Raw genomic sequence first — 26,394 nt, 5'->3', positions numbered from 1 at the left:
CCCCGCAACGGGCCGGCAGAGACCCCGCAACGAGCCGGCAGAGACCCCGCAACGGCCCGGCAGAGACCCCGCAACGAGAGGCGCACCGTGAACCTGGACCCCGTGCTCAAGGCTCTCGCCGCGGCGTTGGCCGGCGAGGGGCCCGCCGTCGAGTTCGGTCCCGCGGCGTCCCCGGGCGCCTCTCCCGATCGGGAGACGGACGACGGCGCGTGGCGGCTCTGGCGTCCCTCGGAGGCTGCCGCAACACTCTCCGAGGGGACGGCCGTCGTGGTGCGCACCTCCGGCTCGACCGGGACGCCCAAGGCGACCGCCCTCACGATCGACGCCCTGGCCGCCTCGTCGATGTCCACCGCGATCACGCTCAAGGCCGAGGGGCAGTGGCTGCTCGCCCTCCCGCTCGAGTACGTTGCGGGAGTCCAGGTCCTCGTCCGCTCGCTCTACGCCGGCACAAGGCCGTGGCCGATGGACCTCTCCCACGGGTTCACCCCTGAGGCTTTCGTGGACGCCGCCGAGCAGCTCACGGACCCCATCCGCCTCACGTCGCTCGTGCCCACCCAGCTGCGCCGCCTCCTCGATGACGGCTCTGATCGCGTGCTGATCGCGCTCGCACGCTTCAAGGCGGTCCTCCTCGGGGGGGCGCCCATCCCACCGGGACTGCTGGAGCGGGCGCGGGAGGCCGGGGTGACCGTCGTGACGACGTACGGCTCGGCCGAGACGTGCGGCGGCTGCGTCTACGACGGCGAACCGCTTCCCGGCGTGGACGTTCGCCTCGACGAGGGCCGCGTCTGGCTCGGAGGGGACGTGGTTGCCGCAGGGTACGTGGGGGACCCGGTGCGGACGGCCGAGCACTTCCGGACCGATCCGGACGGCCGGCGCTGGTACATCAGCTCGGACGTGGGCGAATTCGGACCGGACGGCCGCCTCCGCATCCTCGGCCGGGCCGACGATGTGGTGATCACCGGCGGGGTGAAGGCCTCTGCCGCGCGCGTTGCCGCCGAGCTGGACGCCCTCGCCGGCGTGCGCGAGGCGTTCGTGGCCGGTGTCGAGGACCCCGAGTGGGGCCACGCCCTGGTCGCGGCCGTCGTCCTGGCTGCAACCGCGGAACCACGCGAGGCGACGCTCGAGCGGATCCGGGCGGACGCCGTCGTGCGTCTCGGAAGACTCGCCCCCAAGACCTGGCTCGTGCTCGGCGCGCTCCCCCACCTGCCCAACGGCAAGCCGGACCGGCTAGCGCTCACCGACCTGCTGCGCGCCGCCCACGCCCGCTCCTAGGCGGCCCCGGGCCGCCCCCCGCTATACCCACCACCCACCGCTTGGAGGAACAGAACACGTGGCCACCTTCGCCCAATGGATCGACGGCTCGAGGCCGAGGACGCTGCCCATGGCGGTGGCGCCCGTGGTGATCGGCAGCGCCGCGGCCTACGGGCTCGGCTCGTTCCAGCCGCTCAACGCCGTCCTCGCCGCGCTCGTGGCGCTCCTGCTGCAGGTGGGCGTGAACTACGCGAACGACTACTCCGACGGCATCCGGGGCACCGACGACAACCGGGTGGGCCCGTTCCGGCTCACCGGCTCCGGCGCCGCCGCCCCCGGGGAGGTCAAGCGGGCCGCCTTCGCGGCATTCGCGGCGGCCATGGTGTTCGGCCTGATCCTCGTGATCCTCTCGCAGACATGGTGGCTCCTGATCGTGGGAGCCGGCTGCGTTGCGGCCGCCTGGGGGTACACCGGGGGCAAGAACCCCTACGGCTATCTGGGCCTCGGCGACCTGTTCGTGTTCGTCTTCTTCGGCCTCGTGGCCACGCTCGGCACCACCTACACGCAGGCGGGAACGCTGAGCGCAGCCGCATGGGTGGGCGCCGTGGGGACGGGCCTCATCGCAGACGCCCTGCTCATGGCCAACAACGTCCGGGACATCCCGACCGATGCGGTCTCCGGCAAGCGGACCCTCGCGGTGCGGCTCGGGGACCACCGCGCGCGGCGGGCCTACGCCTGGATGCTCGGGATCGCCGTCCTCGGCCCGCTCGTGCTGGCACCGTCAAACCTGTGGATGCTGATCGTCCTGCTGCTGGTGCCCGCATGCCTGGGCCCGGTGTGGATCATGCTGGGCGGGAAGAAGGGCCGCGACCTGATCCCGGTGCTGCAGCAGACCGGGTTCCTCAACCTCGGCTTCGCGGGGCTGTTCTCGCTCGCCGTCGTGCTCGGAGCGCTCTTCTAGCTCACCCTGTTAGCGGCGCTCTCCGCGCCGGTGATGGTCGTCGTCGTCCTCGGGGTGGTCCGCGTCCTCGAACCGGCCCTCGTAGCCCTCGTCCTCGGCACGCTGGGCGTCGTCGATGGCGTCCTCGACCTCGGCGTCCGCAACCTCCTTCTTGGTGCGCACGTTCTTGCGGCCGCTGAACACCTCACGCACCTCACCGGCGGCGGCATCGCGCTGCCGGGAGAAGAACAGGAAGTTCACGGCGAAGGCGACGACGGCGGCGAACACCGCCGAGAAGATGACGCCGATCTGCAGCACCATGAAGAGCGCGAACGGGACGATGAACAGGACAGCACGGAGCAGGAAGTACTTGAGGGATGCCACTGGACGAGCTTACTAAAATGGACCTATGATCCGCGTCCTGCCCTGGCTCATCGTCCTGGTTGCCTGGCTCTACGGCATGGTGGACTGCGCGGTCAGCGACCGTCGGGGAGTGCGCGGCGGCATCTCCAAGACCGTGTGGTTCCTCATCGCGGTGATTCCCGCCGTCGGCACGGCACTGTGGTTCATCTTCGGACGGCCGAGGGGCACGACGCCGCCCCGCGGCGGAAACGCCAAGGGCCGCCGCCCGGTGGCACCGGACGACGACCCCGACTTCCTGCGCGGCCTCTAGGCCCAGCCTCCAGGCCGAAGGCCCAGATTCCAGCAGCGGGACCAGCGGCTCAGCCGCTCACACCGCCGTAGGAGTGCAGGCCGGAGAAGTAGATGTTCACCACGGTGAAGTTGAAGATCACGCACAGGTAGCCCACGATCGAGAGCCAGGCTGCGCGGGCCCCGGTCCAGCCGCGGGTCGCGCGGGCATGCAGGTAGGCCGCGTACACGACCCAGATGACGAAGCTCCAGACTTCCTTGGTGTCCCAGCCCCAGAACCGGCCCCAGGCCTTCTCGGCCCAGATCGCGCCGAACATCACGGTGAGCGTCCAGCCCACGAACGCGATGGTGTTGATGCGGTAGGACAGGGCCTCGAGCGTGAGGGAGCTGGGGACGAGCCGCATGAACCGGCCCGTGTCCGGGGCGCCGGCGGCGATCTTCGCCTCGCGGCGGCTCTGGAGGAGCTGCAGGACGGCCATCGAGAACGTCAGGGTGAAGAGGGCCGAGGACAGCACGGCGATCGAGACGTGGATGACGAGCCAGTAGCTCTGCAGGGCCGGGACGAGGTGGCCCACCGGGATGTAGAAGGCGACCGCTGCGGCGACCATCATGACCACGGCGAGGCCGAGGACGAACGTGCCGAGGAACCTGAGGTCGCGCTTGATCAGCACCACGAGGAACACGGCAACGACGAGGAATGCCCCGGTCGTGCAGAACTCGTACATGTTGCCCCACGGCACACGGCCGGCCGCGATGCCGCGGGTGATGACACCGGCGGCGTGGATCACGAGGCCCAGGATGCTCAGGGCCACGCCCACGCGCGCCGCCTTGCGCCGCGAGCGGTACTTCAGGTCAGCCTCGGCCACCTCGGCCGTGCCGGGACCCGAGCCGTTCCCTGCGGACGACGGCGCCCCGCCGCCGCGCGCGCCCGCGCCCTTCCCGGCGGCCGCGCCGGCGAGGGCGGGCTCCTTCACGGCAGCGGTGGCCGCTGCGGCCGCGTTCTGGCTCGCGAGGCGGGCGTCGTCCTGCTGGGCGACCTTGCCGCTCGTGGCCATATCCCACGCGAACGCGAGGAACGCGACCACATAGGTTCCCGCAGCGAGGAGCATGAACAGCTCGCTGTAATCACCAAGCAGGAAATTGATGGAGGGCATCAGGAGTCCTTCTTCGTACTGGGCAACGTGGTGTGTGTGGTCGCGGCCTGGGAGTCGGCCGCGCTGGCCTTCCCAGTCTGCGCCGCGGGGGCGGCGTCGGGAACTCCCCAGGCGCGGGCGAGGGCGGCCCGGACGGCCTTGCCCTCGGAGGCGAGGCCCCCGTGGTCCTCGCCGCGGGTGATGAGGCCGTACTCCACCATGGTGCGCCCGTCCTCGTGCCTGCCCACTCGGACCCACAGCCGGCGGCGGGTCAGGAAGAGCGAGCAGATGAGGCCGGCGAGGGAGAACAGGGCGAAGCCGAGTGCCCATTCCTGGCCCGGGTTGTGGTGGATGTCGAGGGCCACGTAGCGCTTGAGCCCGTCGAAGCTGATCGAGCCCTGCCCGTTGGGCAGCGTGTACGACTGGCCGGCACCGAGGACGATGCCGCCGGCCGGCTTGTCGCGGCCGTTGACCTGGGTGAGCTTGGCGACGTCGAGCGCGTAGACGTTCTGCGGCTTGCCTTTGTCGAGCCCCAGATCGCCCACATAGGAGTTGAGGTTGAGCTGGACGTTGAGGGGATCCGGATCAGCGCTGAAGGCGACCCCGTTCGAGCCCTTCTCGGCAGTGGGGAGGAAGAAGCCGACGAAGCCGAGCTGCGTGGGCTTGGCATCGGGCGCCTTGACCACGATGGTCGAGGTGTAGACCGGGTCGGTGGGAATCGACGGGACGGGACCCTGGAACGCGATGTTGCCGTCCCCTCCCCGCACGGTGATCACGGGGGCGTAGCCGTTGCCCACGAGGTACACATTCGTCCCGCCCAGCGACAGCGGATCGTTGACCTTGAGGTCCTGCTGCTTCTCCGGCGCGTCGGGTGAGTCCTTGGTGGTCACATGCGCCGTGAAGTCGAGCGGCTGGCCGAACTGCTTGACGGACTCGCGGTCATAGCGCACGTCGAACTTGTCCAGCCGCAGTGAGTACGGGGCGAGCCAGCTGGACTGGAAGTCGCTGCCGGGGTTGAACGTGTCGTATCCGACGAGGGTGTTGACGAACGTCTCCCCCTCCACGAGGGTGCGCTGGCCGCTGTATCCGAACAGGCCGCCGGCGGCGACCGAGACGAGCACGCCCACGAGGCCCGTGTGGAAGCAGAGGTTGCCGAGTTCCTTGAGGTAGCCCTTCTCGGCCCCCACGGAGGGGTGCGAGGAGGCGTCACCCGCGCGGACATCGACCCTGTAGCCGCGCTTCTTCAGCACCCCCGCCGCCTGCTGTGCGGCGTCCGCCGGGTCGAGGCCCTGCTCGGCCGGGACGACGAGGGTGCCGTACACGGGAAGCCTGCTGAGCCGGGCGGGGGTGCGGGGCGGCTGGGACCGCCACGACTTCCAGTGGGCGATGGCCCGGGGGACGACACAGCCGATCAGCGAGATGAACAGCAGCAGGTATACCGCGGAGAACCAGACGGACGAGTAGACGTCGAACATCTGGAGCTTGTCCAGGAATGGTCCGTAGTCGGCGTGGTCCTTGAGGTACTGGGTGACGACCGCCGGGTTGGTGGGGCGCTGGGGGAAGAGCGATCCGGGAACGGCGGCGACAGCGAGCAGCAGGAGGAGGAACAGCGCCGTCCGCATGCTCGTCAGCTGGGTCCAGGCCCACCGAAGCATGCCGACGGGGCCGAGCGCTGGAAGGGCGACGTCGGTGCGCGCCGCCTGCTTGCCCCGCTTCCTGGGAGGCTTGGTCCCCTTCTTCGGGTTCTGGGTGGTGGTTTCAGTCATCAGACAGGCAGCTCCACGGTTCCGATCCAGATCTGCACTTGGCTGATCCAGTAGCTCCAGACTCCGGAGACCATGAGGACTCCGACGAGGATCAGCAGGCCGCCGCCGGCGGACTGGAGGGCGCGGCGGTGCTTCCTGAAGAAGGCGAGGGCGCCGACGCCGCGGCGGATGCCCAGGGCGATGAGCAGGAACGGCACGCCGAGTCCCAGGCAGTAGACGAAGGTCAGCAGGGCGCCCTTGTACGCGGTGGGGCCATCGGAGAAGGCCAGCACCTGGACGGCGGCGAGGGTCGGGCCGATGCACGGCACCCAGCCGAGCCCGAACGTGACTCCGAGCAGGGGGGCTCCCCAGAGCCCGGCCGGCGGGCGGGCGTGGACGCGCGCCTCGCGCTGGAAGATGCCCAGGCCGCCCATGAAGACGATCCCCATGAGCACGACGACGATGCCCAGCACCCGGGTGAGCCACCCGGAGGAGAGGGCGAGCCAGCTCCCGAGTCCGCCGAACACCGCGCCGGTCGCGACGAACACCACGGTGAAGCCGAGCACGAAGAGGGCGATCCCCGCCACCATCCGGCCTCGCCGCTGCTTCGCGAGGTCGACGCCGGTCAGCCCGGTCACGTAGCCGAGGTAGCCCGGGACGAGCGGGAGGACGCAGGGCGAGAGGAAGGAGACGACACCCGCGAGGAGTGCGACGGGGAGCGCGAGCAGGAGCGAGCCGTTGAGGATCGTGTCGCTGAAGATCCCGCCCATGCTACTCGGCCGCCGCGGACGTGATGAGGGCCCTGAGCGTGCCGCGCTCGAGCTGGCCGAGGATCCGGGAGGCGACCCGGCCCTGCTTGTCCAGGACGAGCGTGGTGGGGACGGCGCCCGGGGGCACCATGCCCGACATGGCCAGGAGCACCTGGCCGTCCTTGTCGTTGAAGCTCGGGTACGTGAGCTTGAAGCTCTGTTCGAAGGCCTCCGCCGTGCCCTTCTCGTCCCGCAGGTTGACGCCGTAGAACGCGACCCCCTGGGGCTTGAACTCGGCGTGCAGTGCCTCGAGCTCGGGCGCCTCGATCCGGCAGGGCGCGCACGCCGCGAACCAGAAGTTCAGGACGGTGACGTGGCCGGTCAGCTGCTGGGAGCTGACGGTGGTGCCGTCGTAGAGGGTTCCCGTGAACTGGACCGGCGGCTTGCGGGTGTCCTTCGCGTACTCGGTGACGGACCCGTCGCCGGCCACGTAGTTCTTGTTGTCGCCCGCCCGCGCCTGCTGGGCGAGCGGGTCGTCGGCCGCGCAGCCAGACAGCACCGCGGCGAGGCCGGCGGCGCCCATCGCTCCCACCGCGCCGAGGATGCGCCGGCGGGAGATGCCCGGGAAGCGGTTCAGTTCCTCCGCCACTCAGGCCCCCGGGGTGGTGGCAGCGCCGGGCAGCAGCCGGGCCGCCGGCTCGGTGTAGCGGACGGAGACGATGGCGCCTGTCGCGTCGTCGATCGTCAGCGACGTGATGGACGCGAGCGTGCACTCGCGCTGTCGCGGATCATGGGCGAGGGGGCGGCCTTCGGCCTTGCGCCGGGCGGCCCAGATGGGCAGCTGGTGTCCCACGAGGATGGCCTCGGCTCCGTCGCCGCCGATCTCGACGGCGCGCCGGGCCGCATCGCGCACGGCCGCGAGGACACGCTCCGCCTGGGCTTCGTACGGCTCTCCCCATGACGGCTCGAGCGGGTTGACGAGGTAGCGCCAGTGCTTGGGCTTGAGCAGTTCGCGGGGTGTCACCCGGAGGCCCTCGAAGTGGTTCTCGGCCTCGATGATCCGCGGTTCCGTGCGGATCGCGAGGTTCAGCACCGTGGCGGTGGGCTGCGCTGTCTCCTGGGCGCGCGTCAGGGGCGAGGCGGCGAGCAGGACGATCTGCGCGCCGTCGAGCGCTCGCCTCGCGAAGTGGGACGCGACGGAATTGGCCATCTCGCGGCCGAGTGCCGAGAGATGGAAATCCGGAAGCCGGCCATAGAGCACGCCCGAGGGGTTGTAGACCTCGCCATGGCGCAGCAGATGGACGGTTGAAGAGGGCATAGCATCCAGTTTCTCAAACGTGGCGGGCAGCGGCGAAATCCTCGGCAGGCACGGATCCGTCGGCAACCCCCCGATTCTACAGCTAGTAGAACTACCACGCCGACCCTAGAGTTCCCTGTGTAAGCTCCGCCACACCCCTTGCGGTAGATGCTGCTGCATGTTTTCATTGAAGCAGCGGTACTTGACGCTTCAATCAATTTCTCGACAGGAGATCAACCATGGCACTTCCCCACGGCCTCACCACCGGCACCTGGACCCTCGACGCTTCGCACAGCGAGGTCGGCTTCACCGTCCGCCACGCTGGCATCAGCAAGGTCCGCGGGCGCTTCACCGATGTCTCGGCCACGGTCGAGGTCGGCGAGACCCGCGAGCAGACCCAGGCGACCGCGGTCATCAAGACCGCTTCCTTCGACTCGGGCGACGCGAACCGCGACGGCCACGTGAAGAGCGCCGATTTCTTCGACGTGGAGCAGTTCCCGGAGATCACCTTCACGTCCACCTCGATCCAGTCCAAGGGCGACGACTTCGACGTCACCGGCGACCTCACGATCAAGGGTGTCACCAAGTCGGTCACGATCGAGACCGAGTTCCACGGCATCGCGGTTGATCCGTTCGGCAACACCCGCGCCGGTGTCTCCGGCGAGACCACGATCTCCCGCAAGGACTTCGGCCTGACCTGGAACGCCGTCCTCGAGACCGGCGGCGTCCTCGTCTCCGACAAGGTGGTCATCTCCCTCGACCTCGCGTTCATCGCGCCGCAGGCCTGACCGCACCGGGCCTGATCGGCCTCTGAACCTGGCCTGCCGCTCCTCGGCACGCCGGACCGGCCCCGCCGCCAGTGAACCGCTGGCTGCGGGGCCGGCTCCATATCCGCGGCCCCTCCTGAGCTACGGCGCATCGGAACCTCTCGTGAATCTCCGGTCGGATGGATACTGTGGGCTCGTGGCCCGATGCCGGGGGTGTGCCCTCTCGCGCTAGGGTTGGCTCCAAGGCATCGGGGAGCGGCCGTTCCCCACCGGGCACCTTCGACGATTGGACCCCCATGAGCACGCCTGACGTCCCTCCGAACGGCTCCGAGCCTCCTCGCGAGCCCGAGCAGGGAGACCAGCCGTCGCCAACGCCGAGACGTCCCGCACCCCGCTACGGCCAATACGCCCCCGGATACGAGCACGGCCAGCAGCAGACCCCCCAGGGGCAGAACCAGTACGGGCAACAGCCGGCGTACGGGCAGAACCAGTACGGGCAGCAGCCGCCGTACGGGCAGCCGCCGCAGTACGGGCAGCAACCCCCGTACCCGCAGAACCAGTATGGGCAGCCGTGGCAGCAGCCTCCCTACGGGCAGCCGCCGTACGGCCAGAACCCCTACGGGCAGCCTCCCTACGGGCAGGTGCCCGGCTTCGGACTGCCAGGGGCTGACGAGCAGCGCAGGGCTGTTCGCACCGCTTCTATCCTGATGTTCGTGACGGCGGCCGCCGAAGTGGTGGTGAGCGCGTTCGTCATCGCGACGATCCTCACCATGCCGGCCAGCATGCTCCACGACATGTTCAACCAGGTCTCGAGTGCCACGGGCAGGACCGGGCTGTCCTTTGCCGAGTTCCAGCAGGCCATCCGCATCTTCCTGTACCTGGCGATTGCCTGCGTCATTGTGAACGCGGCGGTGCTGGTCCTCTGCGGGGTCTTCCTCCCGAAGGGCAAGCGGTGGGCGCGGACAGTGGGCGCCGTGTTCCTGTGCCTGACCGTGGGCAGCTTCTTCGCGGCCAGCATCTACGCGCTCATCACGATAGCCGTGGCGGTCGCAGCGATGGTCCTGCTGTTCCGACCAGCAGTCACGGCGTTCCTCGACTCGAGGAACCAGATCGCGAACACCTACAGCACCCCGAAGGGCCCGACCTTCGGCAACCCCTACGGACAGTGACGCCGTGAACCAGCACCCCACCCCGCCGTACCCGTCAGCCGAGCAGCCGTCCGGCCAGCCCGGTCCACGCCAGCACCCGCCAGCCGCCGCGCCGCTTCCGCCCCAGGGCGCCTATCACGGGCCCTGGCCCAGCCAGCTGCCCAGCGGGACCTTCCCGGGCATGCCAACGGTGGGCCTGCCCCGTCCCCTCACGCTCACGCTCGCGTTCTGGTTCCTCGTCGCGGCCGCTGTCCTCCCGCTCGCTGTCATCCCCTCGATGCTGGACTGGATGCACGGCTACCTGCGCGAGGCCATCACGGAGTCCTCCGTACGCGCCGGCCGCGGGAATCCCGGCGCATTCGCCGACCAGTTCACGGCGGTCAGCTCCCCCATCGTCTGGGCCTCCGCGATCGCCACCGCGGCGATCTGGCTGCTCATGGCCTTCGGCGTGAGGGCAGGCATGAACTGGGTCCGCATCCTGCTGACGGTCCTCGCAGGGCTCTCGCTTATGGGCTACCTCGCGAGCGCAGCGATCCTCGCCGTGGCCGCGCTCCCCGCAGCGATGCTGTTCCCGCTGCCGGCCTTCGTGTACGTGGTCTCGTTCACGGCCGGCGCGCTCTACCTCGCCGCGACGGTCCTCACGTGGCTTCCACCCTCCAGCCTGTACATCGCGGCCCGGCGTGCCGCGCGGCTCGGGGGCGGCTACCTCCGCTGACCGGGTGCACAGCGCTGGCCTCGCCTCAGGCGGACGGCCCCCGGTGGCGCGCCGCGTCGTCGTGCGCCTGCGTGTGAGCCGCGGCCGCCGAGGGCTGACCGCTCTCTCCGCCCGACTCACCACGCTGCGCGTGATAGGCGAGGATCTGGAGTTCGGTGGCCATGTCGACCTTGCGGAGGGTCACGCCCGGGGGGACCTGCAGGATGGTCGGTGCGAAGCTGAGGATGCTCCTGACGCCGGCGGCGACCACGCGGTCGCACACCGACTGTGCCACGGAGGCCGGGAGCGCGAGGACCGCCATGTTCGCCCTCGTGCGCTCGAACACGGCCTCGAGGTTCGCGGCGTCCGTGACCCGTAGCCAGCCGATCTCGTTGCCGATGATCTGCGGGTCCGTGTCGAGCAGGGCCACGACGTCGAAGCCACGCGTCCCGAATCCGCCGTACCGGGCGAGCGCACGGCCGAGGTTGCCGGCTCCGACGATTGCGACGCGCCAGTCGCGGGTCAGGCCGAGGGCGGCCGAGAGGTGCTGGAGCAGGTTCTCGACCTCGTAGCCGACCCCGCGGGTGCCGTAGGAGCCGAGCTGCGAGAGGTCCTTGCGCAGGGTCGACGAACTCACGCCCGAGGCCTCGGCGAGGGCATCCGAGGAGACACGGTCCACGCCGTCGGCGAGGAACGAGTTGAGCGCGCGCAGGTAGATGGTGAGCCGGGCGACGACGGCGGCCGGGAGGCCCTTCTCAGGCTGAGCCCTGTCATCCGGCGCCACGGAGTGCCGGTCGCCCTCGCTCCTCGCCTGACGTGCCACTGCCGCTCCTCCCGTGCCGCACGGGCGGCGCACCCACTCTAAGTTCTGGCGCGCGGCGCGGCCAAATGCCTCAGGCGCCCCGCGCGGCCTCGACGCTGCGCCGCAGGCGCGCCTCGTCGATCTTCCAGAAGTCCCGCTGGACCCCGTCCACGAGGACCACCGGGACCTCTTCCGCGAACCGGTCGCGCAGGGCAGGATCGTCGTCGATGAGGCGCTCCTGCCAGGGGATACCGGCGTCAACGGCCACGCGGCCGACCACTTCCCTCGCGTCCTCACAGAGGTGGCATTGGGTCTTCGTGACCAGGACAATCTCGGGGTCGTGCATATCTCCCACGGTAGCGCCCCCGCCATCCCGCGACGCTCAGGCCCGTGGCGGATGGCTAGACTCGGACCATGCCCGCAGAGAAGAAGGCGCCCGCAGCGGTGCGGCCCGCACCGCTTCCGCGCCCCGGGGAGGCGGCCTTCTTCGACGTCGACAACACCCTGATGAAGGGTGCGAGCATCTTCCACGTGGCACGCAAGATGTACGAGCGGAAGGCGTTCACGCTCCAGGACGCCGCGGGGTTCGCATGGAAGCACCTCGCGTTCCTGTTCAGGGGGGAGAGCCTTGAGGACGTGCATTCGATCCAGGCCTCCGCGCTCTCCCTCGCCGCCGGGATCCGCTCCGCCGACGTGGCCACGGTGGGCCACGAGGTCTACGACGAGTTCATCGAGTCCCGCATCTGGCCCGGCACCAAGGCGCTCGCCGAGCAGCATCTGAGGGTTGGGCGGAGAGTCTGGCTCGTGACGGCCACCCCGATCGAGATCGCCTCGGTCATTGCCGATCGGCTCGGCCTCACCGGGGCCCTCGGGACCGTCGGGGAGATCGAGGACGGCGCGTACACGGGACGCGTCGTCGGAGAAGTGCTTCACGGGCCGGCCAAGGCCGAGGCGGTCTCCGAGCTCGCCTCACGGGAAGGGCTGGACCTGCACGACTGCTGGGCTTACTCCGACTCCCACAACGACATTCCGCTCCTGAGCCTCGTGGGCCACCCCGTCGCGATCAACCCGGACACCCGGCTGCGCCTCCACGCCAACGCGCACAACTGGCCCATCTACGACTTCCGCTCGGGCCGCCGCGCGGCGACCCTCGGGCTGAAGGCCGCGACCGTCGGCGGGGTCCTGTACGGCCTGTGGCGCAGCTACTCGAGGATCCGCCGCTAGCAATTCCAGGGCACTGCGGCAGATGGCACTGCAGGACGCCGCGAGGCCCGCCCCCACCGGGGACGGGCCTCGCTTCACCTCAGCCCCTCAGGGGCGCGCGGCTACTTCTTGTTGCGGCGCTGGTGACGGGTCTTGCGCAGCAGCTTGCGGTGCTTCTTCTTGGCCATGCGCTTGCGGCGCTTCTTGATAACCGAACCCACGTAAGTTCCTTACAGATAGACGGTGCCCCGGCCGCTGGCCGGGCGCGCCCGGGGCGCGGTTCAACCAACTGCTGGTGACGTGACGTAAAACGTTCCTGAACAGGATACCGCACGCGTCAGGCGGTCTCGCTCCGCCCATCGACCACTGACTTGCGCAGGTACTGCTCGACTGCGGCCTCCGGCACGCGGTAGGACCTGCCGAAGCGGACCGCCGGCATCTCCCCCGAGTGGACCAGTCGGTACACCGTCATCTTCGACACCCGCATCATCTCGGCGACCTCGGCAACGGTGAGGAAACGCGAGGAGGAGAAATCCATCGCAGTCATGCAAAATACTCTAGTTGCTGGAGTGGTCCTTGTGAACGCGACGGGCGCGCACCGCGCTGGCGAGCTGCTCCAGCACCTGTTCCGTGACGTCCCACTCCATGCACTTGTCCGTCACGCTCTGCCCGTACACCAGTTGCGTCCGGCCCGCGGCGAACTCGGCCACGTCGAGCGACTGGGCGCCGCCCACGAGGAAGCTCTCGAGCATGACGCCGGCCAGCGCCTCAGAGGCGTCTCCGCCTGCCGAGAGCTGGGCGCCGATCTCGAGCGCCACTTCCGCCTGGCGGTGGTGGTCCTTGGCGGAGTTCCCGTGGCTCGCGTCGACGATGAGGCGCGGGTTGAGGCCCTTGCCGGCCATCTTCCGCGACGCCTCGCGCACGTGGGCCGCAGAGTAGTTGGGCCCGTCGGCCCCTCCGCGGAGGATGAGGTGCGTATCGGGGTTGCCGGCGGTGGCCACGAGAGCCGCGCGGCCGCCGTCGTCGATGCCGAGGAACGCCTGTGCTGCTGCGGCCGCACCGCAGGCGTCAACGGCGACCTGGAGACCGCCGTCGGTCCCGTTCTTGAACCCGACCGGCATGGACAGCCCGGAGACGAGCTGCCGGTGGATCTGGCTCTCGGTGGTGCGGGCGCCGATCGCGCCCCAGACGATCGCGTCCGCGGTGTACTGCGGGCTGATCGGCTCGAGGAACTCGGTGGCGGTGGACAGTCCCAGCTCGAGGACGTCGAGGAGGAACCGCCGCGCCGCGCGCAGGCCACCGGCGATATCGTGGCTGCCGTCCAGCGCCGGGTCGTTGATGAGGCCCTTCCAGCCGACCGTGGTGCGCGGCTTCTCGAAGTAGGTGCGCATCACCACGAGCACGTCCTCGCGGAGATCGCGGGCGACGGCGGCGAGCCGGCTCGCGTACTCGAGCCCCGCCTCGGGATCGTGGATCGAGCACGGCCCGACGACCACGAGGAGCCTGTCGTCGAGTCCGTCCATGATGGCGCGCACCTCGTCGCGGCCGCGCGCGACGGCGCGGGCGGCGTCCGCGCTGAGCGGCAGCTCGTCGAGGAGATTCCGCGGGGTGGGGAGCGGGGCGAACTCGGCGACGCGGAGGTTGCTGGTCGAGGAGTCCGTGGCGGCGGGGGCCTGGGTGCTGGGCGGGTTCATGGTCTGTCCTTGTCCTGACAGGCCCCCGCGTGGGCCAGAGCCTGCCGTTGATATGGCAAAGGGCAAGGACCGTGAGGTCCCTGCCCTGTTGGCTCTGGAGTCGGTACGCGAAAGTCCTACGCTTGGCCCTCCAGAGCCAACGCAAAATACGCATACCAACGCTTGAACATGCGCTCAGAGTAGCCAGCGGCAGCCCGGCACGCAAACGGCCGCCCACATGCTGGACATGCGGGCGGCCGCGGCGCGGGGAGCCGGGGGGTCAGACGAGGCCCTGGGCGAGCATGGCCTCGGCGACCTTGACGAACCCGGCGACATTGGCGCCGAGCACGTAGTTGCCGGGCTGGCCGTACAGCTCGGCCGTCTCGGCGCAGCGGTCGTGGATGCCCACCATGATCTCGGTGAGGCGCTGCTCGGTGTGCTCGAACGTCCACGAGTCGCGGCTCGCGTTCTGCTGCATCTCGAGCGCGGACGTGGCCACTCCGCCGGCGTTGGCCGCCTTGCCCGGCGCGAAGAGCACGCCAGCCTTCTGGAAGACGGTCACCGCCTCGGGTGTGCACGGCATGTTGGCGCCCTCGGCCACGACCTTGACGCCGGCGTTCACGAGGCGCACCGCGGCGGCCTCGCCCAGCTCGTTCTGGGTGGCGCAGGGCAGTGCCACCTCGGCGTCGACGTCCCAGACGCTCCCGCCCGCAACGTAGACCGCGGAGCCGCGGCGCTCGGCGTACTCCTTGAGGCGCCCGCGCTCGACCTCCTTGATCTGCCGGACAAGCTCGATGTCGATCCCCGCCTCGTCCACGACGTAGCCGTCGGAGTCGGAGCATGCGAGGACGACGGCGCCGAGCTGCTGGGCCTTCTGCATCGCGTAGATGGCCACGTTCCCCGAGCCGGAGACGATGACGCGCTTGCCGTCGAAGCTGCCCCCACGGGTCTTGGCCATCTCGTTGGCGAACAGCACCGTGCCGTAGCCCGTGGCCTCGGGCCGCACGAGCGAGCCGCCCCATCCCAGGCCCTTGCCGGTGAGCACCCCGGACTCGTAGCGGTTCGTGATGCGCTTGTACTGGCCGAACAGGTAGCCGATCTCGCGGCCGCCCACGCCGATGTCGCCCGCTGGGACGTCGGTGTACTCGCCGATGTGGCGGTACAGCTCGGTCATGAAGGACTGGCAGAAGCGCATGACCTCGGCGTCGGAGCGCCCGCGCGGGTCGAAGTCGGAGCCGCCCTTGCCGCCGCCGATCGGCATGCCGGTGAGCGCGTTCTTGAAGATCTGCTCGAAGCCGAGGAACTTCACGATGCCCAGGTAGACCGACGGGTGGAAGCGCAGCCCGCCCTTGTAGGGTCCGAGCGCCGAGTTGTACTCGACCCGGAAGCCGCGGTTGATCTGCACGTGCCCGGAGTCGTCGGTCCACGGCACGCGGAAGATGATCTGGCGCTCAGGCTCGCAGAGCCGCTCGAGGACGGCGGCCTCGACGTACTCCGGGTGGCGCTCCATGACCGGTCCGAGGCTCTCGAACACCTCGTCGACGGCCTGGTGGAACTCGACCTCGCCCGGGTTCCGGGCCTGGACCTGGTCGCGGATGGCAAGCAGCTTGGCGTGCATGATGACCCCTCATCGATGGTGCGTCGCCCGCCTGAATCCCCTACGGGCAATGCGATTGTTCCAGAACGGTCGGTCAGCCCCCCAATGAGGACCACATCGTGAACTGCTCGGAGGCGCCGCCCGCGGCGGCCGTGCCCCATGATTTGACCCGGCCCCTGCGTGTCCTCAAGGATGATTCCCGGGACCATCGGCTGAGCCATGGGACCGCGAGCTCAAGAAACGGGCACACCGGCAGTCTTCCGCAGCCGTGCCCTCCGGGCCGGCCGCGTCCGTCAAGGAGCTCTCCCCATGGCCGCCCGGCCTCTGCACCACCCCGCCACCCCCGATCCGGTCCACCTGCTGCTCGCGCACACCGACCTCGGATCGCTCCTCACTGCCCTCGCTGCGCGCACGCATGCACTGCTTGCACGCGCGGTCCCCGCGGAGTGCGCCCTCGTCCTGCGCCGCCGCAACCACCCCGCCCTCGCGGCGGCGAGCTCGGTGGCGCTCACGCGCCTCGTCCAGGAGAGGCTCGCGGACGACGACGTCGACCTCGCCTCGGCTCTCGACCGTGGGGCCGCGACGGCCGCCGTGAGGCTCCCCGCCTCGTGGGCCTCGGGGATGGCGTGGGGCCTCGACGTCGGCCACCTCGTGGTACCCGTCGATGCCGGACCGACGGCGCGGGCGGCCTTGTCCCTTGTGGGCACCGTGCCCGTAGACCTTCACGAGCGCCGCCATGCCCTCGCACGCATCGGCAGGGTCCGCAACGAGGCCTCGTGGGTGCTCCGACTCGGGGTGCGGTTCGCAGACGAGGAGGAGCGATCCCAGCACCGGGCCCAGGCGATGGAGGCCCGCACGGTGATCGACGTGGCCGTCGGAGTCATCATGGCCCAGAACAGATGCTCGGCCGATGAGGCCTTCGACATCCTGAAGCGCGCGTCGAACAACCGCAACGTCAAGCTGCGCGAAGTCGCGGCCGAGCTCGTCCAGCGCATCCATCCGTCGCTGCCGGAGACCGCCTTCAGCGACTGAGCAGGCTGCCGAGCTCAGACCCGCAGGACGACAGGGTCCTTGGGCCCTCCACGCCCGCATTTCGCGGCGGTAGCGTCTGGACCATGAAGGCACTCGTTTACCACGGCCCCGGCAAAAAGTCCTGGGAAGACGTCCCTGACCCGGTGATCGAGGATCCCACCGACGCGATCGTCAAGATCGAGACGACCACGATCTGCGGCACTGACCTGCACATCCTCAAGGGCGACGTCCCGGCTGTCACCGACGGGCGGATCCTCGGCCACGAGGGCGTCGGCGTCGTGACCGAGGTCGGCCCCGACTGCACGAAGGTCAAGGTCGGCGACCGTGTCATCGTCTCCTGCATCACCAAGTGCATGGAGTGCGACTACTGCAAGGCCGGCCTCACCTCGCACTGCCAGACGGTCGGCGGGATCGGGTGGATCTTCGGCCACCTCATCGACGGCACGCAGGCCGAGTACGTACGTGTGCCGTTCGCGGACAACGGCCTCATCCCGCTCCCTGAGGGCGTCACGGCGGAGCAGGGCGCGATGCTGAGCGACATCCTGCCGACGGGCTACGAGATCGGCGTTCTCTACGGCGCCGTGAAGGAGGGCGACGTCGTCGCCGTTGTGGGCGCCGGCCCCGTAGGCCTCGCCGCGATCATGACGGCAGGCCCCGCCGGCGCGTCGAAGGTCATTGCCGTGGATGGCAACGAGTACCGCCTCGAGCAGGCGAAGACGTTCGGCGCGACGGACACCGTCACCGTTGCCGACGGCGTGGATGTCGCCGCCGAGCTCAAGAAGTTCAGCCGCGACGGCCTTGGCGTCGATGTGGCGATCGAGGCCGTGGGCGTTCCCGCCACGTTCACCACTGCGCTCGACTCGATCCGCCCAGGCGGCCGCGTCGCAAACGTGGGTGTGCATGGCAAGGCCGTGGAGTTCCCGATCGATCGCGACTGGATCAACAACATCACGATCACCACGGGGCTCGTGAACGCGACGACGGCGCCGGACCTGCTGGGCAAGATCCAAGCGGGCGAGATCGATCCGGCCAAGTTCGTGACGCACCGGTTCACGTTCGCGCAGATCGACGAGGCCTACGAGACGTTCTCCAACGCCGCCGCAACCAAGGCCCTCAAGGTGATCATCACGGCCGGCTGAGCGGAGCGAAGCGAAGTCCCGGTGGTTGAGCGGAGCGAAGCGGAGTCGAAACCTGGCCTCGACTCCGCTCACCCGGCGTGCGCCCGCTCAGCCCCGCACGACCGCCGCTCAGACGGCCTCAAGCACGCTCACGTAGTTGGCGATCGCGAGGCCGCCCATGTTGTGCACGGCGGCCCTGCGAGCGCCCTCGAGCTGCATCTCACCCGCGGTGCCGGAGAGCTGCATCGCCGCGACGACATGCTGCGACACGCCCGTCGCGCCCACGGGATGCCCCTTGGCCTTGAGGCCGCCCGAGAGGTTGACGGGCAGCCGCCCGCCGCGGAACACCGAGCCGTCCTCGACCGCCACAGCACCCTTGCCGCGCTCGGCCAGACCCATCACCTCGTACATGATCAGCTCGGCGATCGTGAAGCAGTCGTGCACCTCGGCCAGGTCGAGGTCCTCGAGCCGGACCCCGGCCATCTCCAGCGCCCGGCCCCAGGCAGCCCGGGACCCCGCGAACTCGAGGGGGTCCCGCTTGGCGGCGGGCAGGAAGTCGTTCGCGTGCCCGAACCCCGCTAGGCGGACCGGCGCTGTGGCGGCCGACGGCGCGCGGCCGGCCGAGAGCACGAGTGCTGCGGCGCCGTCGGACACCGGAGAGCAGTCGGTGCGCCGCAGGGGCGCATCGACCATCGGGTTCTTCTCGGACACCGTGCGGCAGAACTCGGCGCCGAAGTCGCGGTGCATGTGCGCGTAGGGATTGGCCATGCCGTTGTGGTGGTTCTTCGCCGCGATCGAGCCGAGGACGTCCGAGACGGGCCCGTACCGGTCCTCATAGGCCCGGGCCACCTCAGCGAACAGCCCTGTGAAGCCGGTGCTCGAGGGGTGCCCGGCGGACTCGTAGCCCGCAGAGAGCAGTGCCGCGCCGACCACGTCCGCGCCCGCGGCGGTCATCTTCTCGGCGCCGATCACGAGGACATTGCGCGCGGTCCCGGCCAGGAGCGCCTTGACACCCTGCTGGAACGCGCCGGAGCCGGACGCGCACGCGTTCTCGACGCGCGTCGCGGGGACGTTGGCAAGGTCGTCCGAGACCTGCAGCGCAAGCGAGGAGGTGAACGCGAGCGGGACCATGCCGGCGTTGTAGTTGCCCACATAGATCTCGTCGATCTGGCCCGGCTCGAGGCCCGAGCTCCGGATCGCGTCGCCCGCCGCGGCCACGACGAGCGACTCGAGCGTCTCCCCCTCGAGCTTGCCGAACTTGGTGTGGCCCCAACCGGTCAACAGGACATCGGTTCCGAACTGGTCCTTGAGCGACATCAGCGCACCACCTCCGCGAGTGCCTCATCACCACGCGCCGCATCGGGTGCAACGTCGAACGCGGCGCCGGTCTTCCCGCGCACCTCGTCGAGCCCGACGCCGGGTGCGAGCCTCACGAGCGTGAGCCGCCGCCCGCCGTCGTGCGCCGGATCGGGAACCACGTCGAAGACCGCGAGGTCCGTGATGATCCGGTCCACGACGCCGACCCCGGTGAGCGGCAGCGTGCACTCGTCGACGATCTTCGGGGTGCCGTCCTTGGCGACATGCTCGGTGAGCACGACGACGCGCGGCGTCCCCGCCACGAGGTCCATGGCCCCGCCCATGCCCTTGACCATCTTGCCGGGGATCTGCCAGTTGGCGAGGTCCCCGGCACCCGAGACCTGCATGGCCCCGAGGATCGCGACCTTGACGTGGCCGCCGCGGATCATGCCGAAGCTCGTCGCGGAGTCGAAGATCGAGCCGCCGGGCAGGACCGTGACGGTCTGCTTGCCGGCGTTGATGAGGTCCGGGTCCTCGCTGCCCTCATAGGGGAACGGGCCCATGCCGAGCAGGCCGTTCTCGCTCTGCAGGTGCACGGTCACGCCGTCGGGGAGGTTGTTGGCCACGAGCGTCGGGATGCCGATCCCGAGGTTCACGTAGTCGCCGTCGGAAAGCTCGGTGGCGGCGATGGCCGCCATCTCATCACGGGTCCAGGCCATGGGAGGCCCTCCTTCTAAGGGTCAGGTTCTGGGGGAGTCAGCTTCTGGGAGTCAGCTTCTGGAAGTCACTTGAGGTGACCCTCAGGAGGTGACCCCCAGACGGATTGGGGTCAGGTTCCGGGGGTCAGCTCGCGACGGCGGCCGGTCGGGGCCGCGTGGTGACCTGCTCGATGTGCTTGACCCGGTCGGTGGCCTGCACGAGCCGCTGGACGAACACGCCCGGGGTGACGATGTGGTTGGGGTCGAGCTCGCCCGCGGGGACGATGTGCTCGGCCTCCGCGACCGTGACCCGGCCGGCGGTCGCGACGATCGGGTTGAAGTTCCGCGCGGTGTACCGGTAGACGAGGTTGCCGGCGGTGTCCGCGGTGTGGGCGTGCACGAGCGCGAGGTCCGCGACGATCCCCCGCTCCTGGACGTAGAGGGCGCCGTCGAACGTCTCGTGCGGCTTCCCCTCGGCCACGAGCGTGCCCACGCCTGTCTTCGTGTAGAACGCCGGGATCCCCGCGCCGCCGGCCCGGAGCCGCTCGGCAAGGGTGCCCTGGGGGGCGAACTCGACCTCGAGCCTCCCGGCGAGGTACTGCTCCGCGAAGAGCCGGTTCTCCCCCACATAGCTCGCGATGACCTTGGCGACCTGTCCGGCCTCGATGAGCACGCCGAGGCCCTTGCCGTCCACGCCCATGTTGTTCGAGACGACCGTGAGGCCCGTGACGCCGGAGTCGCGCACGGCGTCGATGAGATCCGCCGGGATGCCGCTGAGTCCGAACCCGCCGACGGCGAGGGTCATGCCGTCCTCGAGCGTCCCTGCGAGCGCCTCCGCGGCGTCGTTGTACATCTTGGGCATTGCTCCTCCTCGAGCTGGGATCCGCATCCGCGGTTCAGGGCATCCACGTTGTGGACCTGCTGATCAGCGAGCGTAGGCTGCCTTGAAGCGCCCCGACAAGGGTCGGTGTTCACGTCGTGGAGATCTCGGCCTAGACTGTCCACATTGTGGCGGAATTCTCGACGGAGGCGCTGTGGGAGAGGTCCAAGGCACCCAAGTGGTGGGCCGCGTCGCGCTCCTGCTGCGCATCATCGCCAAGGCGGGCGGCGCGGGCCTCTCCTTAGCGGGCATCGTGCGCGCCTCGGGGCTCACGCGCCCCACGGTCCACCGCCTCCTCAGGGCCCTCGCGGCGGACGGCCTCCTCGACCTCGATGAGGCGACCGGCCGGTGGCATCTCGGCCCTGAGCTGTACGTCATGGGCACGGTCGCGGCGGGCCGCTTCGCGGTGGAGCACCTCGCGCGCCCGGCGCTGCGCCGCCTCGCGGAGGCTACGGGCGAGTCCGCGTTCCTCTCGATCCGCCGCGGCGACGAGACCGTGTGCCTCGCCCGGGAGGAGGGCAGCTTCCCGGTCCGCTCGTTCGTGCTCTACGAGGGCAAGCGGTTCCCCCTCGGCGTGGCCTCCGCGGGGATCGCCATCCTGGCCTTCCTGCCCCCGGAAGAGGCGGAACCGATCATTGACGACGACGGTGCGCGCCTCGCCGAATTCGGCGTGCCCCATGCGGCCGCTCCCCTCAGGGAGAAGCTGGCCGAGACGCGGGAGCTCGGCTACTCCGTCAACCCGGGGCTGGTCGTCGAGGGATCGTACGGCCTGGGGGCCGCGGTGTTCGACCCGGCCGGCCGCCCGGCCTGGGCGCTGTCCCTGACGGGGATCGAGCCGCGCTTCCGGCCAGGCCGGCGCGAGGAGCTCGGGGAGCTGCTCATGGCCGAGGCTCACCGGCTCTCGACTGCCATCGCGGCGCCGCGGCCTTGAGGCCCAGGCAGGGATTCACCCGCCCCAGACATCCCCTGCCGCAAGCCGTGCAAGGTGGGCCCTGGCATCGTCTTCGCTGAGCCCGGCGCACACGAGGCTTGCCACGAGGGCCCTGTCGTCGGGGTGCGGATCCCTCGTCTGCGGCGCCGGACGGGAGCGGTCCGCCGCATGCGGGGCCAGCCGGCGTGGCGCGGAGCCCGTGCCGTGGGCCGGTGAAGAGACGATGTCGGTGGACCTGTTGTGCATAGGGATGCCCCTTCGTGGAAGCCGCCCGCGTCGGGGACGCCGTCGTCGCCGAATGTGGTCGAGGGATACGGATACGGATGCGATCAGTGGGCCGTCGGGGCGCCACGTGCGATGCGGAGTGGCCCCTCGTCTCGTCGGGGGCGCGTCTCTTCAGACTCCCCCAACGAGGGCCGCGCAGGTAGGGACCTTGGCCTCTACCGCCACGATCGTTGCCCTCACTCGGCCCGTGGCGCCCGCGGCGGCTCGGGACGTGCCCGCAGGTCGGCGAAGAAGGCCAGCGCGCCGGTCATGGCCACGAGCGCTCCCGCGCAGCCCACAAGCATCCCGCCGAACAGCCACAGGTACATGGGCTGGTAGCCGCTCACCGCAGCACCGTACCCCGCCATGGTCCCGCCGAGGAAGCCGAACAGTGGGGCGAGCAGCATGACGACGGCGCCGCCGATCATCCGCTTGAAGCCCGGCCGCGACTGCACGGCGGGGCGCTCTGCCTGCTGGGGTGCGCTCATCGTGTGCCTTTCATCGTGGGGCCGACGTGGTTCGTGCCCCCGTGGTTCGTGCCGCCGTGATTCGTGCCCCCGTGGTTCGTGCCCTGCGCGGTGCGGTCCGCGAAGGAGTCGAGGAACCCGGAGGCCTTCTGCAGGAACGGGCTGATGATGTCCATGGGCAGCGGGAACACCACGGTGGAGTTCTGGTCGGCCCCGAGTTCGAGGAGGGTCTGCAGGTACCGCAGCTGCAGGGACGCGGGATTGCCGCTGAGCTTCTCGGCGGCCTGGAACAGCTCGTCCGAGGCCTGGAGCTCGCCGTGGGCGTTGATGACCTTGGCACGCCGTTCGCGCTCGGCCTCCGCCTCGCGCGCCATCGCACGCTGCATGGCCTCGGGGATCTCGACGTCCTTGATCTCCACGACCTTCACGTGGACGCCCCACGGTCCGGTCTGCCGGTCGATGTTCTTCGCAAGGTCGTCGTTGAGGTCCGCCCGGTGGGCCAGCAGCGTGTCGAGCTCGACGCGGCCCACAACCGAGCGCAGCGTGGTCTGGGCAATCTGCGAGGTCGCGACCGCGTGGTTCTCGACCGCCATGACGGACAGTTCCGGATCGGTCACCTTGAAGAGCACGACGGCGTTCACGCGCGCCGGCACGTTGTCCCGCGTGATGACCTCCTGGGGCGGGATCGTGAGCGTGACGACCCGCAGGTCCACCCGCACGAGGCGGTCCGCCCCCGGCCACACCCACAGCACGCCGGGCCCGACGACGGGGCGCAGCCGGCCCAGGCGGAACAGCACCCCCCGCTCGTACTCGCGCAGCACCTTGAGCGAGACCGCGCAGAGCGCCAGCGCGGCCACAACGATCACGACGGCGGTCACCCACCATACGGCCATGGCTTCAGTCCTTCCTCTGGTCGCCGAAAGGGGTGCCGGGTGCCCTGCGGTCGCTCGCGAAGCCGCTGTGTCGGCGCTCCTCGCGGCGTGTGAGCCTCAGCCGCTCTGCGGCGTCCTCGTCCAGGCTCCGCTGCGGCACATGGTCGGGGAACGCGACGGGGGTGCGGCGCAGGTGCCCGAACAGCGGCCAGGCGCCGGCGGCGACCACCGCGACGGTGGCGCCGAGCACGAGAAGGGGGAGCGCGTCGTCGACCGTGAGCATCGTCACGAGCGGCCAGAGCAGGCCCAGGACCGCAACGGTGCATGCGACGGTCCGGTGGAACCGCTCGGCCTCCGAGCTCGGCCACTGGTCGATGTTGCGGCTGATCTGCCGGCCGGAACGCGACGTGGTGCACGTGTCCTTGACTGGACAGCTGTTGCAGACGGTCGGCGAGGCGCGGTACCTCATGACCCGGTGGTTGGGGTCGAAGGACTCCGGCCAGAGCCACTGGTCCTGAGGGCAGAGCCAGGCGTCGTGGTCGGCGTGGTACGTGAACCCGCCAGCCTGCCGCCGGGCCGCTCCGACCGCGGCCCGGCGGGCGAACAGGTCGAGAAGGTGCGCGACGACCAGGAGGAACAGCCCGTAGCCGCAGGCGAGCCACACCGACACCGGGAGGACGCTCACGTGGCCTCGCCTCCGCCCCCGCCCTCGCGGTCGGAGCGGTACCGGGAGGGTCCTCCCCCGGCGCCGGTGCCGCCATCGCCGAGTGGGCCCCCGCCCGCCGAACTGCCGCCCGCCGTGGCCTCCTCGAAGTAGAGCATCTCCTCCGGCACCTCGAGCGTGCGCTCCTTGACCCGGTACCTGACGCCGAGCCACGCCGTCCACAGGAACGGCAGGATCCCGCCGATGATGAAGATGAGGTCTCCGGGCAGCCTGAGCCACTCGAGGACGGCGTTGCCGGGCTGGTTGATGAAGTCGAGCGAGCGCGCCTCGTAGTACCCGTTGCTGACCGAGTACCAGAGCTGGATCACGCCGAGCGGGACCAGCGTGGCAAAGCTCATCCAGGCAAGGCCGATGTTCAGGCACCAGAACGAGACGCGGGCCGCCTTCTCCGGCCAGCGGCCCGGCGGGATGAGGTAGCGCAGGGCGAACAGGGCAAGGCCCACGCCGAGCATGCCGTAGACGCCCATCATGGACGCGTGGGCGTGGTTGGCCGTCAGCGCCGTCCCGATCTCGTAGTAGGAGACGATCGGCAGGTTGATGAGGAACCCGAACACGCCGGCTCCGAGGAAGTTCCAGAATCCGACCGCCACGAGGAACATGACGGCCCACCGGTGCGGGAACGGTGCCGAGCTGCCGGACTCCTGACGGGCGCCCAGCTGCAGGAACGTCCATGCCTCGACGGTCAGCAGGGTCAGCGGGATGACCTCGAACGCGGAGAAGAAGGCGCCCAGGGCCATGGTCTCGACCGGTGTCCCGGAGAAGTAGAGGTGGTGCATCGTGCCGATGACGCCGCCCGCGGAGTAGAGCACCACGTCCAGGAGGATCAGCTGCATCGCCATGCGGCGGCGCACCACGCCCAGCAGGACGAAGATGTAGGCCACCATGACGGTGGTGAACAGCTCGAGGAAGTCCTCGACCCACAGGTGGACCACCCAGAACCGCCAGTAGTCGGCCACCGCGACGTTCGTGTCGGTGCCGGCCAGCAGGCCGACCGCGTAGAACGCGGGGATCGCGAGGCCCGCGTAGAAGAACAGCCAGGGCAGGTTGAACCGGTGCTCGCGCGCGAGCCGGGTCCGGATGCCACGCCAGATGATGAACATCCACAGGGCGAGGCCGACCACGAGGATCCCCTGCCAGATCTTCGGCAGGTCGAGGTACTCCCACTGCATGTCGAACAGCGGGTTCCCGGCGGCGGGCTTGAACCCGAAGATGCTCATCGCCTCGCCGACGAACGATCCCGCGATCACGAGGCCGAGGGCGCCGAGGAGGATGTAGACGAGCACGTGCTGCTTCTTCGCTTCCCGCCCCGAGATGTACGGGGCCAGGAAGATGCCCGCGGCGAGGAAGGACGCCGCGGTCCAGAAGATCGAAAGCTGGACGTGCCAGGTCCGGGCGAGGTTGAACGGCAGGAGCTGGGCGAGGTCCATGCCGAAGAAGCTGCTCAGGTCCGCCCGGTAGTGCTCGATGGCGCCGCCCAGGAGTCCCTGTCCCAGGAACAGGAGCGCGACGATGAGGAAGAACCACGCCGTCGCCGCTTGGGACGGGGTGACCTTCACCTCGCCGGGCTGGCGGAACGCCACGGTCGTGTTCTCGGCCCGATGCCACCCGACGGAGCGGCTCCACCTGCCGTAGACGGCGAACAGGATGCCGATCCCGCCGAGCAGCGCGATGAGCGAGAGCCCGCTCCAGATCAGCAGGTCAGCCGTGGGGCCGTTGTCGACGAGCGGCTCGGCGGGCCAGTTGTTCGTGTAGCTGTAGCTGTGCCCCGGGCGGTCCGCCGCCGCGGCCCACGCGGTCCACGCGAAGAATGCCGTCAGCTGCTTGATGTCCTGGCCGGACGTGATGGCGTTCGGAATGAGCCCGTACTGGGTGCTGGGTGCCCCGAAGTACTCGGCGTAGTGCTTCTGGATGTCGTTGAACGCCTGGGCCTGCTCGGCGGTGAAGGTCAGGGTCTTCGTGGCGTCGTCATAGCGGTTGGTCCGCATCATGTCGACGAGTGCCTGATGCGGGTCCCTCGTGCCGGCGTTGGTGAGCTGGTCGAGCACGTTCTGCGCGGAGCGGCGGAGGTAGTCGGCCGTGTAGTCCGGGCCCAGGTAGCCGCCGTGGCCCACGATCGAGCCGTACTCCTGGAGGCCGCGGCGCAGGAAGATCTCCTGGCCGGTCGTGATGTCGTCCCCCGTGAAGAGGACCTGGCCGCTGCTCGTGACCACCTTCTCCGGGGTCGGCATCGCGGCGGTATAGGTGCGGACGGCGAGGAACGCCATCACGAGGAAACCGAAGATCATCACTGCGGCGATGGCCTTGAGCCAGCCGGAGGACACCATCAGCTCGGTCCGTCGGTGCGCTTGCTTCTCTGTTGTGCTCATTGGCCTGCTCCCGATGAGGTCCCCCGCGTGCAAGTGACACAGAACCTAAACCCGCACGGAATTTACTGCAATAGGACGGACAGAACCTGTCATGAG

30 protein-coding genes are annotated in these 26,394 nt (G+C 69.8%); 10 read left to right on the top strand and 20 right to left on the bottom strand.

Going from position 1 to position 26,394, the window contains the following annotated elements; all coding sequences use genetic code 11:
- The first annotated feature begins 87 nt into the window (after window positions 1-87).
- Both IE231_RS11185 and IE231_RS11180 read left to right on the top strand, forming a co-directional pair.
- Window positions 88-1,272, top strand: coding sequence for an AMP-binding protein (locus IE231_RS11185; RefSeq protein ID WP_189694036.1), 1,185 nt, complete (start codon window positions 88-90; stop codon window positions 1,270-1,272).
- Between the two features lie 58 nt (window positions 1,273-1,330).
- A complete protein-coding gene (locus IE231_RS11180) occupies window positions 1,331-2,212 on the top strand; it encodes a 1,4-dihydroxy-2-naphthoate polyprenyltransferase (protein WP_189694035.1) in 882 nt (293 codons plus the stop codon).
- Between the two features lie 9 nt (window positions 2,213-2,221).
- Here IE231_RS11180 and IE231_RS11175 read toward each other — a convergent pair whose 3' ends face one another.
- Window positions 2,222-2,575: a DUF4229 domain-containing protein gene (locus IE231_RS11175; RefSeq protein WP_189694034.1), complete on the bottom strand. Its 354-nt coding sequence runs from the start codon at window positions 2,573-2,575 to the stop codon at window positions 2,222-2,224.
- 25 nt (window positions 2,576-2,600) lie between these two features.
- Between IE231_RS11175 and IE231_RS11170 the strand changes: the two genes are divergently transcribed.
- Window positions 2,601-2,864, top strand: coding sequence for a PLDc N-terminal domain-containing protein (locus tag IE231_RS11170; RefSeq protein WP_189694033.1), 264 nt, complete (start codon window positions 2,601-2,603; stop codon window positions 2,862-2,864).
- 49 nt (window positions 2,865-2,913) lie between these two features.
- Here the strand turns inward: IE231_RS11170 and ccsB are convergent, their stop codons facing one another.
- The 5 genes from ccsB to IE231_RS11145 all read right to left on the bottom strand — a co-directional run bounded on the left by ccsB (window position 2,914) and on the right by IE231_RS11145 (window position 7,787).
- A complete protein-coding gene (gene ccsB, locus IE231_RS11165) occupies window positions 2,914-3,996 on the bottom strand; it encodes a c-type cytochrome biogenesis protein CcsB (RefSeq protein ID WP_189694032.1) in 1,083 nt (360 codons plus the stop codon).
- Window positions 3,996-5,741 carry a cytochrome c biogenesis protein ResB gene (resB, locus tag IE231_RS11160; RefSeq protein WP_189694031.1) on the bottom strand — a complete coding sequence of 582 codons (1,746 nt, stop codon included), beginning with the start codon at window positions 5,739-5,741 and terminating at the stop codon, window positions 3,996-3,998. The genes ccsB and resB overlap by 1 nt, the downstream gene beginning before the upstream one ends.
- On the bottom strand, window positions 5,741-6,490 hold the full coding sequence (locus IE231_RS11155) for a cytochrome c biogenesis CcdA family protein (protein WP_189694030.1): 750 nt from the start codon (window positions 6,488-6,490) through the stop codon (window positions 5,741-5,743). The genes resB and IE231_RS11155 overlap by 1 nt, the downstream gene beginning before the upstream one ends.
- Before the next feature lies 1 nt (window position 6,491).
- Window positions 6,492-7,052 carry a TlpA family protein disulfide reductase gene (locus IE231_RS11150; protein ID WP_189694079.1) on the bottom strand — a complete coding sequence of 187 codons (561 nt, stop codon included), beginning with the start codon at window positions 7,050-7,052 and terminating at the stop codon, window positions 6,492-6,494.
- Between the two features lie 66 nt (window positions 7,053-7,118).
- Window positions 7,119-7,787 (bottom strand): histidine phosphatase family protein, encoded by a 669-nt coding sequence (locus tag IE231_RS11145; RefSeq protein WP_189694029.1) that lies wholly within the window; start codon window positions 7,785-7,787, stop codon window positions 7,119-7,121.
- Between the two features lie 218 nt (window positions 7,788-8,005).
- On the opposite strand from IE231_RS11145, the gene IE231_RS11140 reads away from it, so the two are divergent.
- The 3 genes from IE231_RS11140 to IE231_RS11130 all read left to right on the top strand — a co-directional run bounded on the left by IE231_RS11140 (window position 8,006) and on the right by IE231_RS11130 (window position 10,396).
- The gene (locus tag IE231_RS11140) at window positions 8,006-8,554 is read left to right on the top strand and encodes a YceI family protein (RefSeq protein ID WP_189694028.1); all 549 of its coding nucleotides are present in this window, start codon (window positions 8,006-8,008) and stop codon (window positions 8,552-8,554) included.
- A 275-nt stretch (window positions 8,555-8,829) separates the two neighbouring features.
- Window positions 8,830-9,702 carry a hypothetical protein gene (locus tag IE231_RS11135; protein WP_189694027.1) on the top strand — a complete coding sequence of 291 codons (873 nt, stop codon included), beginning with the start codon at window positions 8,830-8,832 and terminating at the stop codon, window positions 9,700-9,702.
- A gap of 4 nt (window positions 9,703-9,706) precedes the next feature.
- Window positions 9,707-10,396 (top strand): hypothetical protein, encoded by a 690-nt coding sequence (locus tag IE231_RS11130; protein ID WP_189694026.1) that lies wholly within the window; start codon window positions 9,707-9,709, stop codon window positions 10,394-10,396.
- 25 nt (window positions 10,397-10,421) lie between these two features.
- Here the strand turns inward: IE231_RS11130 and IE231_RS11125 are convergent, their stop codons facing one another.
- Both IE231_RS11125 and IE231_RS11120 read right to left on the bottom strand, forming a co-directional pair.
- Window positions 10,422-11,159 carry a redox-sensing transcriptional repressor Rex gene (locus IE231_RS11125; protein ID WP_189694078.1) on the bottom strand — a complete coding sequence of 246 codons (738 nt, stop codon included), beginning with the start codon at window positions 11,157-11,159 and terminating at the stop codon, window positions 10,422-10,424.
- 109 nt (window positions 11,160-11,268) lie between these two features.
- On the bottom strand, window positions 11,269-11,523 hold the full coding sequence (locus IE231_RS11120; protein WP_189694025.1) for a glutaredoxin family protein: 255 nt from the start codon (window positions 11,521-11,523) through the stop codon (window positions 11,269-11,271).
- Window positions 11,524-11,591: 68 nt separating this feature from the next.
- Between IE231_RS11120 and IE231_RS11115 the strand changes: the two genes are divergently transcribed.
- A complete protein-coding gene (locus tag IE231_RS11115; RefSeq protein WP_189694024.1) occupies window positions 11,592-12,401 on the top strand; it encodes an HAD family hydrolase in 810 nt (269 codons plus the stop codon).
- Between the two features lie 101 nt (window positions 12,402-12,502).
- Here the strand turns inward: IE231_RS11115 and IE231_RS11110 are convergent, their stop codons facing one another.
- From IE231_RS11110 to gdhA, 4 genes are all read right to left on the bottom strand, one after another.
- The gene (locus tag IE231_RS11110) at window positions 12,503-12,601 is read right to left on the bottom strand and encodes a 30S ribosomal protein bS22 (RefSeq protein WP_003792170.1); all 99 of its coding nucleotides are present in this window, start codon (window positions 12,599-12,601) and stop codon (window positions 12,503-12,505) included.
- A gap of 116 nt (window positions 12,602-12,717) precedes the next feature.
- Window positions 12,718-12,927, bottom strand: coding sequence for a helix-turn-helix domain-containing protein (locus IE231_RS11105; protein ID WP_189694023.1), 210 nt, complete (start codon window positions 12,925-12,927; stop codon window positions 12,718-12,720).
- A gap of 10 nt (window positions 12,928-12,937) precedes the next feature.
- A complete protein-coding gene (locus tag IE231_RS11100) occupies window positions 12,938-14,074 on the bottom strand; it encodes a 3-deoxy-7-phosphoheptulonate synthase (protein WP_189694022.1) in 1,137 nt (378 codons plus the stop codon).
- A gap of 259 nt (window positions 14,075-14,333) precedes the next feature.
- Entirely contained in the window at window positions 14,334-15,671 is a 1,338-nt protein-coding gene (gdhA, locus tag IE231_RS11095; protein ID WP_189694021.1) for an NADP-specific glutamate dehydrogenase, read from the bottom strand.
- A 288-nt stretch (window positions 15,672-15,959) separates the two neighbouring features.
- On the opposite strand from gdhA, the gene IE231_RS11090 reads away from it, so the two are divergent.
- Window positions 15,960-16,682 carry an ANTAR domain-containing protein gene (locus tag IE231_RS11090; protein WP_189694020.1) on the top strand — a complete coding sequence of 241 codons (723 nt, stop codon included), beginning with the start codon at window positions 15,960-15,962 and terminating at the stop codon, window positions 16,680-16,682.
- A gap of 83 nt (window positions 16,683-16,765) precedes the next feature.
- Complete coding sequence (locus IE231_RS11085; RefSeq protein WP_189694019.1) at window positions 16,766-17,821, top strand: alcohol dehydrogenase catalytic domain-containing protein; 1,056 nt, start codon at window positions 16,766-16,768, stop codon at window positions 17,819-17,821.
- Window positions 17,822-17,929: 108 nt separating this feature from the next.
- Here the strand turns inward: IE231_RS11085 and IE231_RS11080 are convergent, their stop codons facing one another.
- The 3 genes from IE231_RS11080 to IE231_RS11070 all read right to left on the bottom strand — a co-directional run bounded on the left by IE231_RS11080 (window position 17,930) and on the right by IE231_RS11070 (window position 20,656).
- Complete coding sequence (locus tag IE231_RS11080) at window positions 17,930-19,117, bottom strand: acetyl-CoA acetyltransferase (RefSeq protein ID WP_189694018.1); 1,188 nt, start codon at window positions 19,115-19,117, stop codon at window positions 17,930-17,932.
- The gene (locus IE231_RS11075; RefSeq protein WP_189694017.1) at window positions 19,117-19,815 is read right to left on the bottom strand and encodes a 3-oxoacid CoA-transferase subunit B; all 699 of its coding nucleotides are present in this window, start codon (window positions 19,813-19,815) and stop codon (window positions 19,117-19,119) included. Before IE231_RS11075 ends, IE231_RS11080 begins: the two co-directional genes overlap by 1 nt.
- A 124-nt stretch (window positions 19,816-19,939) precedes the next feature.
- A complete protein-coding gene (locus IE231_RS11070; protein WP_189694016.1) occupies window positions 19,940-20,656 on the bottom strand; it encodes a CoA transferase subunit A in 717 nt (238 codons plus the stop codon).
- 172 nt (window positions 20,657-20,828) lie between these two features.
- Here IE231_RS11070 and IE231_RS11065 point away from each other — a divergent pair, with 172 nt between their 5' ends.
- The gene (locus tag IE231_RS11065; protein WP_229866724.1) at window positions 20,829-21,605 is read left to right on the top strand and encodes an IclR family transcriptional regulator; all 777 of its coding nucleotides are present in this window, start codon (window positions 20,829-20,831) and stop codon (window positions 21,603-21,605) included.
- A 15-nt stretch (window positions 21,606-21,620) separates the two neighbouring features.
- Here IE231_RS11065 and IE231_RS11060 read toward each other — a convergent pair whose 3' ends face one another.
- From IE231_RS11060 to IE231_RS11040, 5 genes are all read right to left on the bottom strand, one after another.
- The gene (locus IE231_RS11060) at window positions 21,621-21,851 is read right to left on the bottom strand and encodes a hypothetical protein (RefSeq protein ID WP_189694015.1); all 231 of its coding nucleotides are present in this window, start codon (window positions 21,849-21,851) and stop codon (window positions 21,621-21,623) included.
- A 215-nt stretch (window positions 21,852-22,066) separates the two neighbouring features.
- Window positions 22,067-22,357, bottom strand: a complete 291-nt coding sequence (locus IE231_RS11055; RefSeq protein ID WP_189694014.1) for a hypothetical protein — start codon at window positions 22,355-22,357, stop codon at window positions 22,067-22,069.
- Window positions 22,354-23,229, bottom strand: a complete 876-nt coding sequence (locus IE231_RS11050) for a slipin family protein (protein WP_189694013.1) — start codon at window positions 23,227-23,229, stop codon at window positions 22,354-22,356. The genes IE231_RS11055 and IE231_RS11050 overlap by 4 nt, the downstream gene beginning before the upstream one ends.
- A 4-nt stretch (window positions 23,230-23,233) precedes the next feature.
- A complete protein-coding gene (locus tag IE231_RS11045; RefSeq protein WP_189694012.1) occupies window positions 23,234-23,893 on the bottom strand; it encodes a hypothetical protein in 660 nt (219 codons plus the stop codon).
- Window positions 23,890-26,298, bottom strand: a complete 2,409-nt coding sequence (locus IE231_RS11040; RefSeq protein WP_189694011.1) for a nitric-oxide reductase large subunit — start codon at window positions 26,296-26,298, stop codon at window positions 23,890-23,892. Before IE231_RS11040 ends, IE231_RS11045 begins: the two co-directional genes overlap by 4 nt.
- Window positions 26,299-26,394 lie beyond the last annotated feature (96 nt).

The organism is Sinomonas cellulolyticus (assembly GCF_014656475.1).
GTDB classification, from domain to species: Bacteria; Actinomycetota; Actinomycetes; order Actinomycetales; family Micrococcaceae; genus Sinomonas; species Sinomonas cellulolyticus.
Note: the sequence above shows the minus strand (reverse complement) of the source record. Positions and strands in the feature narration are given on the sequence as shown.

Excerpts from the sequence above, each read along its gene's own strand:
- IE231_RS11115 (WP_189694024.1), top strand. The coding sequence starts at position 11,592 with ATGCCCGCAGAGAAGAAGGCGCCCGCAGCGGTGCGGCCCGCACCGCTT.
- ccsB (WP_189694032.1), bottom strand. The coding sequence starts at position 3,996 with ATGCCCTCCATCAATTTCCTGCTTGGTGATTACAGCGAGCTGTTCATG.
- IE231_RS11170 (WP_189694033.1), top strand. The coding sequence starts at position 2,601 with ATGATCCGCGTCCTGCCCTGGCTCATCGTCCTGGTTGCCTGGCTCTAC.
- IE231_RS11040 (WP_189694011.1), bottom strand. The coding sequence starts at position 26,298 with ATGAGCACAACAGAGAAGCAAGCGCACCGACGGACCGAGCTGATGGTG.
- IE231_RS11140 (WP_189694028.1), top strand. The coding sequence starts at position 8,006 with ATGGCACTTCCCCACGGCCTCACCACCGGCACCTGGACCCTCGACGCT.
- IE231_RS11135 (WP_189694027.1), top strand. The coding sequence starts at position 8,830 with ATGAGCACGCCTGACGTCCCTCCGAACGGCTCCGAGCCTCCTCGCGAG.
- IE231_RS11090 (WP_189694020.1), top strand. The coding sequence starts at position 15,960 with ATGGCCGCCCGGCCTCTGCACCACCCCGCCACCCCCGATCCGGTCCAC.
- IE231_RS11085 (WP_189694019.1), top strand. The coding sequence starts at position 16,766 with ATGAAGGCACTCGTTTACCACGGCCCCGGCAAAAAGTCCTGGGAAGAC.
- gdhA (WP_189694021.1), bottom strand. The coding sequence starts at position 15,671 with ATGCACGCCAAGCTGCTTGCCATCCGCGACCAGGTCCAGGCCCGGAAC.
- IE231_RS11080 (WP_189694018.1), bottom strand. The coding sequence starts at position 19,117 with ATGTCGCTCAAGGACCAGTTCGGAACCGATGTCCTGTTGACCGGTTGG.
- IE231_RS11105 (WP_189694023.1), bottom strand. The coding sequence starts at position 12,927 with ATGACTGCGATGGATTTCTCCTCCTCGCGTTTCCTCACCGTTGCCGAG.
- IE231_RS11055 (WP_189694014.1), bottom strand. The coding sequence starts at position 22,357 with ATGAGCGCACCCCAGCAGGCAGAGCGCCCCGCCGTGCAGTCGCGGCCG.
- IE231_RS11150 (WP_189694079.1), bottom strand. The coding sequence starts at position 7,052 with ATGGGCGCCGCCGGCCTCGCCGCGGTGCTGTCTGGCTGCGCGGCCGAC.
- IE231_RS11070 (WP_189694016.1), bottom strand. The coding sequence starts at position 20,656 with ATGCCCAAGATGTACAACGACGCCGCGGAGGCGCTCGCAGGGACGCTC.
- IE231_RS11100 (WP_189694022.1), bottom strand. The coding sequence starts at position 14,074 with ATGAACCCGCCCAGCACCCAGGCCCCCGCCGCCACGGACTCCTCGACC.
- IE231_RS11075 (WP_189694017.1), bottom strand. The coding sequence starts at position 19,815 with ATGGCCTGGACCCGTGATGAGATGGCGGCCATCGCCGCCACCGAGCTT.
- IE231_RS11120 (WP_189694025.1), bottom strand. The coding sequence starts at position 11,523 with ATGCACGACCCCGAGATTGTCCTGGTCACGAAGACCCAATGCCACCTC.
- IE231_RS11145 (WP_189694029.1), bottom strand. The coding sequence starts at position 7,787 with ATGCCCTCTTCAACCGTCCATCTGCTGCGCCATGGCGAGGTCTACAAC.
- resB (WP_189694031.1), bottom strand. The coding sequence starts at position 5,741 with ATGACTGAAACCACCACCCAGAACCCGAAGAAGGGGACCAAGCCTCCC.
- IE231_RS11050 (WP_189694013.1), bottom strand. The coding sequence starts at position 23,229 with ATGGCCGTATGGTGGGTGACCGCCGTCGTGATCGTTGTGGCCGCGCTG.
- IE231_RS11060 (WP_189694015.1), bottom strand. The coding sequence starts at position 21,851 with ATGCACAACAGGTCCACCGACATCGTCTCTTCACCGGCCCACGGCACG.
- IE231_RS11155 (WP_189694030.1), bottom strand. The coding sequence starts at position 6,490 with ATGGGCGGGATCTTCAGCGACACGATCCTCAACGGCTCGCTCCTGCTC.